Here is a 15,466-nt window from a genome sequence, read left to right as displayed (position 1 = left end):
ACTATGCAGCACACTAATCGTTGGCCTCATGCCATTTCCGCTATAGTTTTTGCACTCATCCTTCTTGTTGGCTCTTTGAGTTTCAACCAGGCTCTGGCTGCAGATTTACCTGAGCGTACTGACGTTCAAAGTCAGCTCACTACGCTTAATAAGCAAAAAGATCTCACACCGCAGGAAAAATTAGTTCAGCAGGACCTGACACAGACGTTAGAAACGCTGGATAAGATTGAGCGTATAAAAACGGAAACGGTCCAACTGCGCCAGCAGGTTGAACAGGCGCCAGCGAAAATGCGTCAAGCGGTCGACAGCCTGAATGCGCTGAGCGACGTTCCTGATGATGAAGTCACGCGCAAAACGCTTAGCACGCTGTCGCTGCGTCAGCTTGAATCCCGCGTTTCGCAGGCGTTGGACGATCTGCAAAACGCGCAGAACGATCTGGCGACCTACAACAGTCAATTAGTGTCGCTGCAGACCCAACCGGAGCGCGTACAGAACGCGATGTACTCCGCTTCCCAACAGTTGCAGCAAATTCGTAACCGTCTGAATGGCACTGCGCCGGGCGAAGAGACGCTACGCCCGACTCAGCAAGGTTTGTTGTTGGCGCAACAGGCGCTGCTGAATGCGGAAATCGAACAGCAGCGTAAGAGTCTGGAAGGCAACACGGTGCTGCAGGATACGCTGCAGAAACAACGTGATTACGTGACCGCCAACAGCAACCGGCTTGAACATCAGCTGCAGTTACTGCAGGAAGCGGTGAACAACAAGCGACTGACATTGACCGAGAAAACCGCTCAGGAAGCGGTCTCGCCGGATGAAACCACGCGTATCCAGAATAATCCGTTGGTGAAACAGGAGCTTGAAGTCAACCATCAACTCAGCGAGAAGCTGATTCAGGCAACGGAAAACGGCAACCAATTGGTGCAGCGCAATATCAGAGTCAAAAACTGGCTCGATCGCGCGCTGCAGTCTGAACGGGATATTAAAGAACAGATTTCGGTGCTGAAGGGCAGTTTGTTGCTGTCGCGCATCCTTTATCAACAGCAGCAGACCCTGCCGTCGGCGGATGAGCTGCAGGATATGACCAACCGCATTGCTGACCTGCGCCTCGAGCAGTTTGAGGTCAATCAGCAGCGCGACGCTCTGTTCCAGAGCGACACGTTTGTCGCCAACCTGGAAGAAGGGCACAGCAGCGACGTGACGCCGGAAGTTCACGATGCGTTGCTGGAAGTCATCGACATGCGCCGCGAACTGCTGGACCAGTTCAACAAGCAGCTGGGCAACCAACTGATGATGGCGATCAACCTGCAGATTAACCAGCAGCAGTTGATGAGCGTCTCCGGCAATCTGAAATCCATTCTGACCCAGCAGATCTTCTGGGTGAACAGCAATAAGCCGATGGATTGGGAGTGGATTAAATCCTTCCCGGAAGCGCTGAAAGGTCAGTTCAAATCGATGAAAATCACCGTCAACTGGGAAAAAGCCTGGCCGGCGGTATTTATCGCATTCCTTGCCGGATTACCGTTATTGCTGATTGCCGGCCTGATTCGCTGGCGCTTGCAGTGGTTACGCGACTACCAGGCGAAGCTGGCCTCTCAGGTGGGGCAGTTACGCAACGATACCCAGCTCAATACGCCGAAAGCGATCTTTATTGACCTGATCAGAGCGCTGCCGGTGGTGCTGCTGATTCTGGCAGTCGGGCTGATCCTGCTGACGATGCAGCTGAATGTCAGCAGTCTGCTGTGGGCTTACAGTAAGAAACTGGCGGTGTTCTGGCTGGTATTCGGCTTGTGCTGGAAGGTGCTGGAAAAAGACGGCGTGGCGGTGAAGCATTTCAATATGTCCCCGCAATTGACCAGCCACTGGCGGCGGCAGATTGTCCGCGTCAGCCTGGCGCTGCTACCGCTGAACTTCTGGTCGGTAGTTTCCGAGCTGTCGCCGTTGAATCTGATGGATGACGTGCTCGGGCAGTTCGTGATTTTCGTCAACCTGCTGCTGATCGCGGTACTGGTGTGGCCGATGTGTCGTGAAAGCTGGCGCGATAAAGAGTCGCATAGTCTGCGATTGCTGACGGTGACCGTGTTGTCGATCGTTCCCGTCGCGCTGATGGTGCTGACGGCGACCGGTTACTTCTATACCACGCTGCGTCTGGCTGGCCGCTGGATTGAGACCGTCTATCTGGTGATGATGTGGAACTTGCTGTATCAGACCGTGCTGCGCGGCCTGAGCGTGGCGGCGCGGCGTATTGCCTGGCGTCGTGCGTTGGCGCGTCGCCAGCATCTGGTGAAGGAAGGAGCAGAAGGCGCCGAGCCGCAAGAGGAACCGACGATCGCCCTCGAACAGGTGAACCAGCAGACGCTACGTATCACTATGCTGGTGATGGTGGCGCTATTCGCTGTGATGTTCTGGGCAATTTGGTCCGATCTGATTACCGTCTTCGCCTATCTTGATAGCATTACTCTCTGGCACTACAACGGCAGCGAAGCCGGCGCCAGCGTGGTGAAAAGCGTCACCATGGGCAGCCTGCTGTTTGCGATCGTCGCCTCAATGGTCGCCTGGGCGCTGATCCGTAACTTGCCGGGCTTGCTGGAAGTGCTGGTGCTATCGCGCCTCAATATGCGGCAAGGGGCTTCCTATGCGATCACGACGATCCTCAACTATGCGATTATCGCCATTAGCGCAATGACGGTATTCGGCTCGTTAGGGGTCTCGTGGGATAAACTGCAATGGCTGGCAGCGGCGCTGTCGGTCGGTTTAGGTTTCGGCTTGCAGGAAATTTTCGGTAACTTCGTCTCCGGTTTGATCATTCTCTTCGAACGCCCGGTGCGTATCGGCGATACGGTGACTATCGGCACCTTCTCCGGTACCGTCAGTAAGATCCGTATTCGTGCGACCACGATTACCGACTTTGATCGTAAAGAGGTCATCATTCCGAATAAAGCCTTCGTGACCGAACGTCTGATTAACTGGTCGCTCTCCGATACCATCACCAGGGTGGTGATCCGCCTCGGCGTGGCCTATGGTTCCGATCTCGATAAGGTAAAAGAAGTGCTGTTGCAGGCGGCGCATGAGCATCCGAAAGTGATGCAGGATCCCGCGCCGTCAGTCTTCTTCACCACCTTTGGCGCCAGCACGTTGGATCATGAACTCCGGCTTTACGTGCGTGAACTGCGCGATCGCAGTTATGCAGTGGACGAACTGAACCGCGCGATTGACCGCCTGTGCCGTGAAAACAATATTGATATCGCCTTTAATCAGCTGGAAGTCCATCTGCGCAATGAGAAGGGCGATGAAGTCACGGAAGTGAAACGTGACAATAAAGGTGATGATGCGGCGCCGACCGTCGCGTAATCGCGCATCGGGGCGGCTTTAGCCGCCCCGAATCATTTTATTTTCCCGTCGCAGGCGAATCCGCCTGCGCATTTTTCAGTTTGTTCTCATAATCGCGCTTAATAATATCCAGCGCTCCCAGTACCGTTCTGGCGCTGACCTGGTTTTCTTCCAGCAGCATGATTAAATCAACAGCCAGCTTGACCTCGTCCGGGGCATTTTCCAGCGACATAGCTCTCTCCTGTTAGCGCGTTAAACGCGCCAGTACATTCTCTATATTTTCCAGCGCATCGCGACAGCGAGCCAGACGCCCGGCGTAGGCGTCGACTTCTTTGGCCAGCCGCTGCTGGTCGGCAAGCGTCGTCGCTTGCGCCAGCTGACGTTGGCGATCGTTGCGCATTGCCAGCAGGCGGCGTTCATACTCCTGGTGCTGTAAGCGGCGACGCTGCCAGCGGTTCAGCGTTGACGAGGCGCTATCCCAGCTACGCAGTGACCAGGTCGCCGTCTCGCGGCTCATCGCGGCAATCTGAGCCAGCAACCGTTCGGCAAGCCAGATCACTTGGGGTAGCTGCTGGTGCGCCACGGCCTGCTGTAATTCGGCGAAATTTTGCTGCGCCTCGTCGAGGTAGGACTGCATCTGCGTGTCGCGGGTACGGAACAGCTGACGGTCGAAACGCGGACTCAGCGTAGCGTGATTGGCCAGCGGCGCGACCTGGGCCGCCAGGTCAGCCAGCTGATTTTTCAGCGTTTGTAAAAGCCGGGTTGTTTTCAAAGAACTCCTCCATTCCCTGCCGAGCAGTTGTGTTACAGTAGCGACATCTACTTGATAACGATTCGCATCATGCCACGTCTTATTTTAATCATTATTGGCTGGCTGGCGGTAGTACTGGGGACACTGGGCGTCTTTTTACCCCTCCTGCCAACAACGCCGTTTATTCTGCTCGCCGCCTGGTGTTTTGCTCGCTCGTCGCCGCGCTTTCACCACTGGTTGCTATACCGCTCGTGGTTTGGCGGCTATCTGCGCCACTGGCAGCAATATCGCGCGATGCCGCCGGGTGCCAAGCCGCGAGCCATTATCATGATTTTGCTAACCTTTGCCATTTCGCTGTGGCTGGTTAAGCTTATGTGGGTGCGCATCCTCCTGTTGGTGATTCTCGCCGGCTTGTTGGTCATGATGTGGCGCATTCCGGTGGTTGATGCAAAGCAACAAAAGCACTGATGCGCAATAATGCCTGTTGCAATTGTTGCCGACAGCCAGTAAATTCTGGCGTTTTCGAGCGCGGGTAAGCCTGGTCAAAGGTTAAACAAATGTTTCTTTGGCCCATTTTGCACGCCCGTGGGTAACACCGTTTCAATCAGGCATACACTTATGACCGCAACTGCACAGCAGCTTGAATATCTGAAGAACAGCATCCAGAGCGTCCAGGATTACCCGAAGCCGGGCATCCTTTTCCGCGATGTCACCAGCTTGCTGGAAGACCCGAAAGCCTACGCGCTTAGCATTGAACTGTTGACCGAGCGTTACAAAAACGCGGGCATCACCAAAGTGGTGGGTACCGAAGCGCGTGGTTTCCTGTTTGGCGCGCCAGTTGCGCTAGCGTTGGGCGTTGGCTTTGTTCCGGTACGCAAGCCGCGCAAGTTGCCGCGTGAAACTATCGCTGAAAGCTATGAGCTTGAATATGGCACCGATCAGCTGGAAATCCACGTTGATGCCATTAAAGAAGGCGATAAAGTGCTGGTGGTCGATGACCTGCTGGCGACCGGCGGCACCATTGACGCTACCGTGAAGCTGATTCGTCGCTTGGGCGGCGAAGTTCACGACGCCGCTTTTATTATCAATCTGTTCGATCTGGGCGGCGAGCAGCGCCTGGAAAAACTGGGGATCAACTGCTTTAGCCTGGTCCCTTTCCCGGGCCACTAAGCAAATCCCGACACATAGCCTCGCCGATCCGGCGGGGCTGTGATAGCATTACCCCCTCGAAAATTCACCTTCCAGCGTTTCAGAGCCAGCCCATGAGTTATCAGGTCTTAGCCCGTAAATGGCGCCCACAAACCTTTGCTGACGTCGTCGGCCAGGAACATGTGCTGACCGCACTGGCGAACGGCTTATCGTTAGGGCGCATTCATCACGCTTATCTCTTTTCCGGCACGCGCGGGGTAGGGAAAACCTCTATCGCCCGTCTGTTGGCGAAAGGGTTAAACTGCGAAAGCGGCATTACCGCTACGCCGTGCGGCGTCTGCGATAACTGTCGCGAAATTGAACAAGGCCGCTTTGTCGATCTGATTGAGATCGATGCCGCCTCGCGCACCAAAGTTGAAGATACCCGCGATCTGCTGGATAACGTCCAGTACGCGCCGGCTCGCGGCCGCTTCAAGGTCTACCTGATCGATGAAGTACACATGCTGTCGCGCCACAGCTTCAACGCGTTATTAAAAACGCTGGAGGAGCCGCCTGCGCACGTCAAATTCCTGCTGGCGACCACCGATCCGCAAAAACTGCCGGTGACGATTTTGTCCCGCTGCCTGCAGTTCCATCTGAAGGCGCTGGATGTCGAACAAATCCGTCATCAGCTGGAACACATTGTCGGCGAAGAGCAGATTGCTTTTGAGCCCCGGGCGCTGCAGCTACTGTCGCGCGCCGCTGACGGCAGCCTGCGCGATGCGTTAAGCCTGACCGATCAGGCGATCGCCAGCGGCGATGGCCGCTTAACCGCGGAGTCCGTCAGCGAGATGCTTGGCACCCTCGACGACGATCAGGCGCTATCCTTGATAGAAGCGCTGGTGGCTGCCGACGGCGAACGCGTCATGGCGGGCGTCAGCGAGGCCGCCGCGCGCGGCGTTGAGTGGGAAGCGCTACTGGTGGAAATGCAAAGCTTGCTGCATCGCATCGCCATGGTTCAGCTTTCGCCATCGGCGCTGGGGGCGGATATGGCCGCCGTCGAACTGCGGATGCGTGAACTGGCGCGTACCGTACCGCCGAGCGACGTCCAGCTTTACTACCAGACGCTGCTGATTGGCCGCAAAGAACTACCTTATGCGCCGGACCGCCGTATGGGCGTTGAAATGACGCTGCTGCGCGCGCTGGCGTTCCATCCGCGTCAGCCGCTGCCGGAACCGGAAGTGAAGCCGGCCGCCGCCGCGCCAGCGCCGATGCCACCAGCCGCGCCGGTTGCTCCGCAACCGGCGTCATCGCCGCCGCAGAATCTGCCGCAGAGTACCAGTCAAGTGCTGGCGGCGCGCAATCGGCTGCAACGGGCTCCGGGAGCAACCACCCCAAAAAAGAGTGAACCGGCAGCCGCATCCCGCGCGCGGCCGGTGAATAACGCTGCGCTGGAACGACTGAGTTCGATTACCGAGCGCGTACAGGCTCGCCCGGCTGCTGCTGCGCTTGAGCAGGCCCCGGCGAAGAAAGAAGCATACCGCTGGAAGTCGACGGCCCCGCTTGAAGAGGTCAAAGTCGAAGTCGCTACGCCCAAAGCGCTGAAAAAAGCGCTGGAGCATGAAAAAACGCCGGAACTGGCAGCGAAGCTCGCGGTGGAAGCGGTCGAACGCGATAGCTGGGCGGCAGAGGTGAACCAACTGGCGGTGCCAAAACTGGTGGAACAGGTGGCGCTCAATGCGTGGAAAGAGCAGGACGGCAATCGTGTTTGCCTGCACCTGCGCCCAAGCCAGCGGCACCTGAATTCGGCAGGCGCGCAACAAAAGCTGGCCGAAGCGCTGGGCGTGTTGTACGGTGCGCCAGTTGAATTGACTATCGTTGAAGACGATAATTCGGCGATGCGCACGCCGCTGGAGTGGCGGCAGGCAATTTATGAAGAAAAGCTTGCGCAGGCGCGCGAAGCGATTATTGCGGATAACAACATCCAGACCCTGCGGAGATTCTTCGATGCCGACCTGGATGAAGAGAGTATCCGCCCCATTTGATCGCCAGTCTGACTGGCGTTCAGCATCCTTAACGATGACTTACTGAGAGAGAAGCCTATGTTTGGTGGAAAAGGCGGCCTGGGTAACCTGATGAAACAGGCCCAGCAGATGCAAGACAAAATGCAGAAAATGCAGGAAGAGATCGCGCAGCTGGAAGTGACCGGTGAGTCCGGCGCGGGTCTGGTTAAAGTGACCATCAACGGCGCGCACAACTGCCGTCGCGTGGAAATCGACCCAAGCCTGTTGGAAGACGACAAAGACATGCTGGAAGATCTGGTGGCAGCCGCGTTCAACGACGCCGCGCGCCGCATTGAAGAGACCCAGAAAGAGAAAATGGCTTCCGTTTCTGCCGGCATGCAGCTGCCGCCAGGCTTCAAGATGCCGTTCTGATGCAAACCAGCCCGCTGTTAACTCAGCTTATGGAAGCGCTGCGCTGTCTGCCGGGCGTGGGCCCGAAGTCGGCTCAGCGTATGGCGTTTACCCTGCTGCAGCGCGATCGCAGCGGTGGTATGCGTCTGGCGCAGGCGCTGACGCGCGCGATGTCGGAAATCGGCCACTGCGCCGATTGCCGCACCTTCACCGAGCAGGAGGTGTGCAACATTTGCAGCAACCCGCGTCGCCAGGAAAACGGCCAGATCTGCGTGGTGGAGAGTCCGGCGGACATCTACGCCATCGAACAGACCGGGCAGTATTCCGGCCGCTACTTCGTGCTGATGGGCCACCTGTCGCCGCTTGACGGCATCGGGCCTGATGACATCGGGCTCGATCGCCTCGAACAGCGTCTCAACGCGGAGTCGATCACTGAGGTGATCCTCGCCACTAACCCAACCGTTGAGGGCGAGGCGACGGCCAACTACATTGCCGAGCTGTGCGCGGAGTCAGGCGTTGACGCCAGCCGTATCGCTCACGGCGTACCGGTTGGCGGCGAGCTGGAAATGGTCGACGGCACCACGCTGTCCCACTCTCTGGCTGGTCGTCACAAGATTATTTTCTGAACAAACGGAGGCTGCTTTCGCCGCCTCCGCTTGAAAAAACCCGCGCCGATCCCCATCTCCTCCCCAACACGTTATTTCCATTAATAATAAATGGCATTGTTGAGGTCGACTTACATGAAAGGACAAGAAACCCGTGGTTTCCAGTCAGAAGTGAAACAGCTTCTGCACCTGATGATCCATTCTCTTTATTCCAACAAAGAAATCTTCCTGCGCGAGCTCATCTCCAACGCTTCGGATGCGGCGGATAAGCTGCGTTTCCGCGCGTTGTCCCAACCGGATCTGTATGAAGGCGACGGCGAGCTGCGCGTGCGTGTGTCATTCGACACCGATAACCGTACGCTGACTATCGCCGATAACGGTATTGGTATGAACCGTGATGAGGTTATCGACCATCTTGGCACGATTGCAAAATCGGGCACCAAAGCGTTCCTCGAATCAATGGGATCCGATCAGGCGAAAGACAGCCAACTGATTGGCCAGTTCGGCGTCGGTTTCTACTCCGCCTTTATCGTTGCCGATAAAGTGACGGTGCGCACCCGCGCGGCGGGCGACAAGCCGGAGAACGGCGTGTTCTGGGAATCCGCCGGTGAAGGCGAATATACCGTTGCCGATATCGTCAAGGCCGATCGCGGGACCGAAATTACGCTGCATCTGCGCGAAGGCGAGGACGACTTCCTCAACGACTGGCGCGTGCGTTCCATCATCAGCAAATACTCTGACCATATCGCGCTGCCGGTTGAGATTGAAAAACGCGAAGAAGTGGACGGCGAAACCGTTATTTCGTGGGAGAAAATCAACAAGGCGCAGGCGCTGTGGACACGCAGCAAATCTGAAGTCACCGACGACGAATACAAAGAGTTTTATAAGCACATCGCTCATGATTTCAGCGACCCGCTGACCTGGAGCCACAACCGTGTGGAAGGTAAGCAGGAGTACACCAGCCTGCTGTATATTCCGTCGCAGGCGCCGTGGGACATGTGGAACCGCGATCACAAACACGGTCTGAAGCTGTACGTGCAACGCGTCTTCATTATGGACGACGCCGAACAGTTTATGCCGAATTACCTGCGCTTCGTGCGCGGCCTGATAGACTCCAACGATCTGCCGCTGAACGTGTCGCGTGAAATCCTGCAGGACAGCAGCGTCACTCGTAATCTGCGCACCGCGCTGAGCAAGCGCGCGCTGCAGATGCTGGATAAGCTGGCGAAAGACGATGCCGAAAAATATCAGACCTTCTGGAAGCAGTTTGGCCTGGTGCTGAAGGAAGGCCCGGCGGAAGACGCCTCCAACCAGGAAGCGATTGCCAAACTGCTGCGCTTTGCTACAACGCATACTGACTCTTCCGCGCAGACCGTTTCGCTGGAAGAGTACGTTTCGCGCATGAAAGAAGGGCAGGAGAAGATCTACTACATCACTGCCGACAGCTATGCGGCGGCGAAGAGCAGTCCGCATCTCGAACTGCTGCGTAAGAAAGGTATCGAAGTTCTGCTGCTTTCCGATCGCATCGATGAGTGGATGATGAGCTACCTGACCGAGTTCGACGGTAAAGCATTCCAGTCAGTTGCGAAAGCCGATGAATCGCTGGATAAGCTGGCGGATGAAGTTGACGAGTCCACCAAAGAAGCGGAAAAAGCGCTGGAGCCGTTCGTTGACCGCGTGAAAGGCCTGCTTGGCGAACGGGTGAAAGAGGTGCGTCTGACCCATCGTCTGACCGATACCCCGGCGATCGTCACCACTGATGCTGACGAGATGAGCACCCAGATGGCGAAACTGTTCGCCGCTGCCGGTCAGGCGGCGCCGGAAGTGAAATACATCTTCGAACTGAACCCGGCGCATCCGCTGGTGAAACGCGCCGCGGATACTCAGGATGACGCTCAGTTCGGTGAATGGGTTGAGCTGCTGTTGGATCAGGCGCTGCTGGCGGAACGCGGCACGCTGGAAGATCCGAACCAGTTCATCCGTCGCATGAACCAACTGTTGGCATCATAAATCGATCCTGACCAGATAGGCCCGGCCGAGCAACGCGACGCCGGGGCTCTGCATAAATGCCTCACCCGGGCGATTTGTTCGGGTGGGGCATTTACCCATAGGTTTGCATAAATATCTCGCCATTAACCGTTTCAGCCGCGCCGCCTTCCTTGAGCCATGGGCGTTCTGGTGGTATGGTTTATCGTTTTTTGAAAAATTGAAACAACTTTTGAGGGGATTTTCGTAATGCGTATTATTCTGCTTGGCGCTCCGGGCGCGGGTAAAGGAACTCAGGCTCAGTTCATCATGGAGAAATACGGTATTCCGCAAATCTCCACCGGCGACATGCTGCGCGCCGCGGTAAAATCCGGCTCCGAGCTCGGTAAACAAGCGAAAGACATTATGGACGCCGGCAAACTGGTGACCGATGAGCTGGTCATCGCGCTGGTGAAAGAGCGTATCGCCCAGGAAGATTGCCGCAACGGTTTCCTGCTGGACGGTTTCCCGCGTACTATCCCGCAGGCTGACGCCATGAAAGACGCCGGCATCGCTGTTGACTACGTGCTGGAATTCGCTGTACCGGACGAACTGATCGTTGACCGCATCGTTGGCCGCCGCGTGCACGCTGCTTCCGGCCGTGTATACCACATCAAATTCAACCCGCCGAAGGTTGAAGGTAAAGACGACGTGACCGGCGAAGAGCTGACCACCCGTAAAGACGACCAGGAAGAGACCGTACGTAAGCGTCTGGTTGAATACCATCAGATGACTGCGCCGCTGATCGGCTACTATCAGAACGAAGCGCAAGCGGGCAACACCCAATACGCGAAAGTCGACGGCACCAAAGCGGTTGCTGACGTTCGCGCCGATCTGGAAAAAATCCTCGGCTAATTAAGCTCTTTCTCATCCTGCTGTGGCAGGATGAGAATTTCTCTCATCTCTACCTTTTGCTATGATTGGTTCCGTTTAACGCCATTTACGCTACAATTGTCAGCGATTCAAATGGTTAAGAGGCGGTAATGCATCAGACGAAAACAGGTATCTTGCTGGCCAATTTAGGCACTCCCGATGCGCCCACGCCCGAAGCGGTGAAGCGCTATCTGCGACAATTTCTCAGCGACAAGCGGGTGGTGGATACGTCTCGTCTGTTGTGGTGGCCGCTGCTGCGCGGCGTCATTCTGCCGATTCGTGCCCCCCGGGTGGCCAAACTTTATCAGTCCGTATGGATGGAAGAGGGATCGCCGTTGATGGTTTATAGCCGTCAGCAGCAGCAGGCGCTGGCGGCCAGGCTGCCGGATACGCCGGTGGCTTTAGGCATGAGCTACGGCTCGCCATCGCTGGCAAGCGCGGTGGATGAACTGCTGGAGCAGGAGGTTGACCATATCGTGGTGTTGCCGCTGTATCCGCAATATTCGTGTTCTACTGTGGCGGCGGTGTGGGATGAGCTGGCGCGGATCCTCGCGACAAAGCGCGCCATTCCCGGCATCTCTTTTATCCGTGATTATGCCGATGACGCCGACTATATTCACGCGCTGGCGGCCAGCGTGCGCGCCTCGTTTGCGGTTCACGGCGAGCCGGATGTGCTGCTGCTATCGTATCACGGTATTCCGCAGCGCTACGCCCATGAGGGCGATGATTATCCGCAGCGTTGCCGGGTGACCACCCGAGAGCTGGTTTCAGTGCTTGGTTTGCCGCCGGAACGGGTGATGATGACCTTCCAGTCGCGCTTTGGTCGTGAGCCCTGGCTGACGCCCTATACCGACGAAACGCTAAAAATGCTGGGCGAGAAAGGGACGAAGCATGTGCAGGTTATCTGTCCGGGCTTCTCCGCCGATTGTCTGGAAACGCTGGAAGAGATAGCCGTTCAGAATCGGGAATTTTTCCTTGAGGCGGGCGGTAAGCAATATGAGTACATTCCGGCACTTAATGCCGATCCTGCGCATATTGAAATGATGGTGAACCTGACCGCGTCGTATCGCTGATCGCGCGGGCCGCGGGGAATATGCTACTATTCCCCGCTTGTTCCCTGTCATTAAATCGCCACTATGAAATTTCCCGGTAAACGCAAATCTAAACACTATTTCCCCGTCAACGCTCGCGATCCGCTGTTGCAACAAATTCAGCCAGAAAATGAGTCCAACGTCTCCTGGGTGGTCGGTATTGACCAAACGCTGGTGGATATCGAAGCGAAAGTGGATGAGGCGTTTATCGTACGCTACGGCCTGAGCGCTGGTCATTCCCTGGTGATTGAAGATGATGTCGCCGAAGCCCTGTATCAGGAGCTGGTACGCAACGGCCTGATCACCCATCAGTTTGCCGGCGGTACTATCGGCAATACCATGCACAACTATTCGGTACTGGCGGATGACCGCTCGGTGCTGCTTGGCGTAATGTGCCGCAATATTGAAATTGGCGGCTATGCCTACCGTTATTTGTGCAACACCTCCAGCCGTACCGACCTTAACTACCTGCAGGGCGTTGATGGCGCCATTGGTCGCTGTTTTACGCTGATTAGCGATAGCGGCGAGCGTACCTTCGCTATCAGTCCGGGCCATATGAACAAGCTGCGTCCGGAAAGCATTCCGGAAGAGGTGATTGCCGGGGCTTCCGCGCTGGTGCTGACGTCGTACCTGGTACGCTGTAAGCCAGGCGAACCGATGCCGGACGCGACGATGAAAGCCATTGAATACGCCAAGAAGCATGACGTGCCGGTGGTGTTGACGCTGGGGACCAAATACGTAATCGCCGATAACCCGGCATGGTGGCAACAGTTCCTGCAGGAGCACGTCTCTATTCTGGCGATGAATGAAGAGGAGGCGGAAGCGCTGACCGGCATTGCCGATCCGTTAACGGCTGCGGATAAAGCGCTGGACTGGGTTGACCTGGTGCTGTGCACCGCCGGACCAGCGGGCCTGTACATGGCGAGCTTTACCGAAGAAGAAGCCAAGCGTAAAACCCAGCATCCGTTGCTGCCGGGGGCGATTGCCGAATTCAACCAGTACGAATTCAGTCGCGCGATGCGCCATCAGGATTGCGTTAATCCGCTGCGTATCTATTCGCATATCGCGCCTTATATGGGCGGCCCGGAGAAGATCATGAACACCAACGGTGCTGGCGACGGCGCGCTGGCGGCTTTGCTGCATGACATCACCGCCAATAACTACCATCGCAACAACGTGCCGAACTCCAGCAAACACAAATGCAAATGGCTGACTTATTCATCGCTGGCGCAGGTGTGTAAATACGCCAACCGCGTTAGCTATCAGGTGTTGAACCAGCATTCGCCGCGTTTAACCCGCGGTCTGCCGGAGCGTGAAGACAGCCTGGAAGAGGCTTACTGGGATCGTTAAGCCGTTCAGCGGATACCGAACCTGAAAGAGACGCCCCGAGCTAAATGCCGGGGCGTATTGCATTAACCGGTTACGATCTCGCCAGCGGGCGGCGTTTCCAGCAGACGTAACATCGCGCGCGCGATTTCACGCTCGCCCATCACCACCTGATTGGCCCCACGCTCGGTAATATAATTCACCTCATCGTCATAATGGGCGCGAGCGATAATCTCAATATTCGGGCATTTTTCCCGCGCGGAGGCGACGATCTCCCCGGCTTCATAGCCGTTAGGAATTGTCAGCAGCAGCCAGCGAGCGCAGTCGAGATGTGCCAGATTCATGATTTCTTCATTGGCGGCATTGCCCAATACGGCGCTGATACCGCGCTCACGTAGTTCATCCACGCGGGTGCGCGACGTTTCAATCACCACCAGCGGGACGCCCTGCGCCATCAGTTTCTCGCCAAGCAGGCTGCCGACGCGGCCAAAGCCGACCAGCAACGCATGGTTGCAGATATCGACCGGGACCTGCTTTTCGTCTTCCAGTACCTCTTCCAGCGTTTGCTCGTCCAGGGTTTCGGTTTTATCGAGGTATTTTTCCAGCAAGGTAAACAGCACCGGGTTAAGCATTATCGAGATGATCGCCCCCGCCAGCACCAGGTTTTGCCCGGCCTGTGGCAGCAGATTCAGCGCCATGCCGAGACCGGCAAGGATAAAGGCGAATTCACCGATTTGCGCCAGGCTAGCGGCGATAGTCAGCGCGGTACGTGGCGAGTGGCCGAACATGCGGACCAGGAAAAAGGCGGCGGCGGATTTACCAAAGATGATAATCGCCAACGTCGCCAGCACGGCCAGCGGCTGTTCAAGCAGGATCATCGGGTCAAACAGCATCCCGACGGAAACGAAGAACAGCACTGCGAAGGCGTCGCGTAGCGGCAGGGTATCGTGAGCGGCGCGGTGGCTGAGCTCGGATTCGTTGAGCACCATTCCGGCGAAGAAGGCGCCAAGGGCGAAGGAGACGTCAAACAGTTCTACGGCGCCAAAGGCGATACCGAGCGCCAACGCCAGCACCGACAGGGTAAACAGTTCGCGAGAGCCGGTCGCCGCGCTGCGCGACATAATCCACGGCACCAGGCGGCGGCCGACCAGCATCATAATGGCGATAAAGGCGACCACTTTCCCGATGGTAATGCCCATATCGACGGCCAGCGAGGCCAGGCCGACATCGCCTTTTTCCGCCATCCCGGCGATAGCGGGCAGCAGGACCAGCGTCAGCACCATCACTAAATCTTCGACAATCAGCCAGCCAATGGCGATTTGCCCACGCTGGCTATCAATTAGCTGTCGTTCTTCCAGCGCGCGCAGCAGCACCACGGTACTGGCGGTAGAAAGACACAGACCAAAGACGATGCCGGTCATCAGCGACCAGCCTAACAAGGAGGAGAGCGCCATCCCGAGCAGCGTCGCCACGGCTATCTGGGCGATGGCCCCGGGAATGGCTATCGACTTTACCGCCATCAAATCTTTGAGAGAGAAGTGCAGCCCGACGCCGAACATCAGCAAAATGACGCCAAGCTCGGCCAGCTCAGGCGCCAGTTTAGTGTCGGCGACAAAACCAGGGGTAAAAGGACCGGCCAGCACGCCCGCTAATAAATATCCCACCAGTGGAGAAATACGTAGCTTATTGGCAATCATGCCGAGAATAAAGGCGAGCACAAGGCCGCCGACAATGGTGGTGATTAGCGGTGTTGCGTGGTGCATTCCGTCTCCTTGCGTGTGGTGAGCCGATCCATTTTCGCGACTAAAAGCAAAAAACCGATTAATAGTTTATGACACTTTTAGTGGTTTTGTTTATGAATAATTATTGAAATTTGCGAAAAATTGGAATTAGGCGCGCAAAAAGCACAGATCGGAAAATGATGGT

The 15,466-nt window shown here is 56.5% G+C and carries 13 protein-coding genes and 1 other annotated feature; of the genes, 10 read left to right on the top strand and 3 right to left on the bottom strand.

Annotation, left to right across the window (positions count from 1 at the left end):
• The first annotated feature begins 3 nt into the window (after positions 1–3).
• Positions 4–3,348, top strand: a complete 3,345-nt coding sequence (gene mscK / locus PYR66_17660; protein ID WEF27110.1) for a mechanosensitive channel MscK — start codon at positions 4–6, stop codon at positions 3,346–3,348.
• Positions 3,349–3,385: 37 nt separating this feature from the next.
• Here mscK and rsmS read toward each other — a convergent pair whose 3' ends face one another.
• Together rsmS and priC are read right to left on the bottom strand one after the other, a co-directional pair.
• Positions 3,386–3,559 carry a pleiotropic regulatory protein RsmS gene (rsmS, locus tag PYR66_17655; GenBank protein WEF27109.1) on the bottom strand — a complete coding sequence of 58 codons (174 nt, stop codon included), beginning with the start codon at positions 3,557–3,559 and terminating at the stop codon, positions 3,386–3,388.
• 12 nt (positions 3,560–3,571) lie between these two features.
• Positions 3,572–4,099, bottom strand: a complete 528-nt coding sequence (gene priC, locus PYR66_17650; protein WEF27108.1) for a primosomal replication protein N'' — start codon at positions 4,097–4,099, stop codon at positions 3,572–3,574.
• Between the two features lie 69 nt (positions 4,100–4,168).
• Between priC and PYR66_17645 the strand changes: the two genes are divergently transcribed.
• From PYR66_17645 to PYR66_17605, 9 genes are all read left to right on the top strand, one after another.
• The gene (locus PYR66_17645; GenBank protein WEF27107.1) at positions 4,169–4,546 is read left to right on the top strand and encodes a DUF454 family protein; all 378 of its coding nucleotides are present in this window, start codon (positions 4,169–4,171) and stop codon (positions 4,544–4,546) included.
• A 150-nt stretch (positions 4,547–4,696) separates the two neighbouring features.
• Positions 4,697–5,248 (top strand): adenine phosphoribosyltransferase, encoded by a 552-nt coding sequence (apt, locus tag PYR66_17640; GenBank protein ID WEF27106.1) that lies wholly within the window; start codon positions 4,697–4,699, stop codon positions 5,246–5,248.
• A gap of 92 nt (positions 5,249–5,340) precedes the next feature.
• The gene (dnaX, locus tag PYR66_17635; GenBank protein ID WEF27105.1) at positions 5,341–7,251 is read left to right on the top strand and encodes a DNA polymerase III subunit gamma/tau; all 1,911 of its coding nucleotides are present in this window, start codon (positions 5,341–5,343) and stop codon (positions 7,249–7,251) included.
• Positions 6,584–6,648 (top strand) — a sequence feature (DnaX frameshifting element). Its footprint overlaps the gene before it by 65 nt.
• Before the next feature lie 57 nt (positions 7,252–7,308).
• A complete protein-coding gene (locus PYR66_17630; protein ID WEF27104.1) occupies positions 7,309–7,641 on the top strand; it encodes a YbaB/EbfC family nucleoid-associated protein in 333 nt (110 codons plus the stop codon).
• A complete protein-coding gene (recR, locus tag PYR66_17625; GenBank protein ID WEF27103.1) occupies positions 7,641–8,246 on the top strand; it encodes a recombination mediator RecR in 606 nt (201 codons plus the stop codon). Before PYR66_17630 ends, recR begins: the two co-directional genes overlap by 1 nt.
• Positions 8,247–8,360: 114 nt before the next feature.
• Positions 8,361–10,235 (top strand): molecular chaperone HtpG, encoded by a 1,875-nt coding sequence (gene htpG / locus PYR66_17620; GenBank protein ID WEF27102.1) that lies wholly within the window; start codon positions 8,361–8,363, stop codon positions 10,233–10,235.
• Positions 10,236–10,460: 225 nt separating this feature from the next.
• Positions 10,461–11,105, top strand: coding sequence for an adenylate kinase (adk, locus tag PYR66_17615; GenBank protein WEF27101.1), 645 nt, complete (start codon positions 10,461–10,463; stop codon positions 11,103–11,105).
• Between the two features lie 128 nt (positions 11,106–11,233).
• Positions 11,234–12,196 carry a ferrochelatase gene (gene hemH, locus PYR66_17610; protein WEF27100.1) on the top strand — a complete coding sequence of 321 codons (963 nt, stop codon included), beginning with the start codon at positions 11,234–11,236 and terminating at the stop codon, positions 12,194–12,196.
• 63 nt (positions 12,197–12,259) lie between these two features.
• Positions 12,260–13,564 (top strand): inosine/guanosine kinase, encoded by a 1,305-nt coding sequence (locus PYR66_17605; protein ID WEF27099.1) that lies wholly within the window; start codon positions 12,260–12,262, stop codon positions 13,562–13,564.
• Between the two features lie 62 nt (positions 13,565–13,626).
• On the opposite strand, the gene ybaL is transcribed toward PYR66_17605, so the two are convergent.
• Positions 13,627–15,303 carry a YbaL family putative K(+) efflux transporter gene (gene ybaL / locus PYR66_17600; protein WEF27098.1) on the bottom strand — a complete coding sequence of 559 codons (1,677 nt, stop codon included), beginning with the start codon at positions 15,301–15,303 and terminating at the stop codon, positions 13,627–13,629.
• Positions 15,304–15,466: the final 163 nt, after the last annotated feature.

Source organism: Klebsiella aerogenes (genome assembly GCA_029027985.1).
GTDB lineage: Bacteria > Pseudomonadota > Gammaproteobacteria > Enterobacterales > Enterobacteriaceae > Klebsiella > Klebsiella aerogenes_A.
Note: the sequence above shows the minus strand (reverse complement) of the source record. Positions and strands in the feature narration are given on the sequence as shown.

What these genes read in the sequence shown, in the direction of transcription:
- ybaL (WEF27098.1), bottom strand. Translation starts at nt 15,303, where the DNA reads ATGCACCACGCAACACCGCTAATCACCACCATTGTCGGCGGCCTTGTG.
- hemH (WEF27100.1), top strand. Translation starts at nt 11,234, where the DNA reads ATGCATCAGACGAAAACAGGTATCTTGCTGGCCAATTTAGGCACTCCC.
- mscK (WEF27110.1), top strand. Translation starts at nt 4, where the DNA reads ATGCAGCACACTAATCGTTGGCCTCATGCCATTTCCGCTATAGTTTTT.
- PYR66_17645 (WEF27107.1), top strand. Translation starts at nt 4,169, where the DNA reads ATGCCACGTCTTATTTTAATCATTATTGGCTGGCTGGCGGTAGTACTG.
- htpG (WEF27102.1), top strand. Translation starts at nt 8,361, where the DNA reads ATGAAAGGACAAGAAACCCGTGGTTTCCAGTCAGAAGTGAAACAGCTT.
- dnaX (WEF27105.1), top strand. Translation starts at nt 5,341, where the DNA reads ATGAGTTATCAGGTCTTAGCCCGTAAATGGCGCCCACAAACCTTTGCT.
- rsmS (WEF27109.1), bottom strand. Translation starts at nt 3,559, where the DNA reads ATGTCGCTGGAAAATGCCCCGGACGAGGTCAAGCTGGCTGTTGATTTA.
- apt (WEF27106.1), top strand. Translation starts at nt 4,697, where the DNA reads ATGACCGCAACTGCACAGCAGCTTGAATATCTGAAGAACAGCATCCAG.
- adk (WEF27101.1), top strand. Translation starts at nt 10,461, where the DNA reads ATGCGTATTATTCTGCTTGGCGCTCCGGGCGCGGGTAAAGGAACTCAG.
- PYR66_17605 (WEF27099.1), top strand. Translation starts at nt 12,260, where the DNA reads ATGAAATTTCCCGGTAAACGCAAATCTAAACACTATTTCCCCGTCAAC.
- recR (WEF27103.1), top strand. Translation starts at nt 7,641, where the DNA reads ATGCAAACCAGCCCGCTGTTAACTCAGCTTATGGAAGCGCTGCGCTGT.
- PYR66_17630 (WEF27104.1), top strand. Translation starts at nt 7,309, where the DNA reads ATGTTTGGTGGAAAAGGCGGCCTGGGTAACCTGATGAAACAGGCCCAG.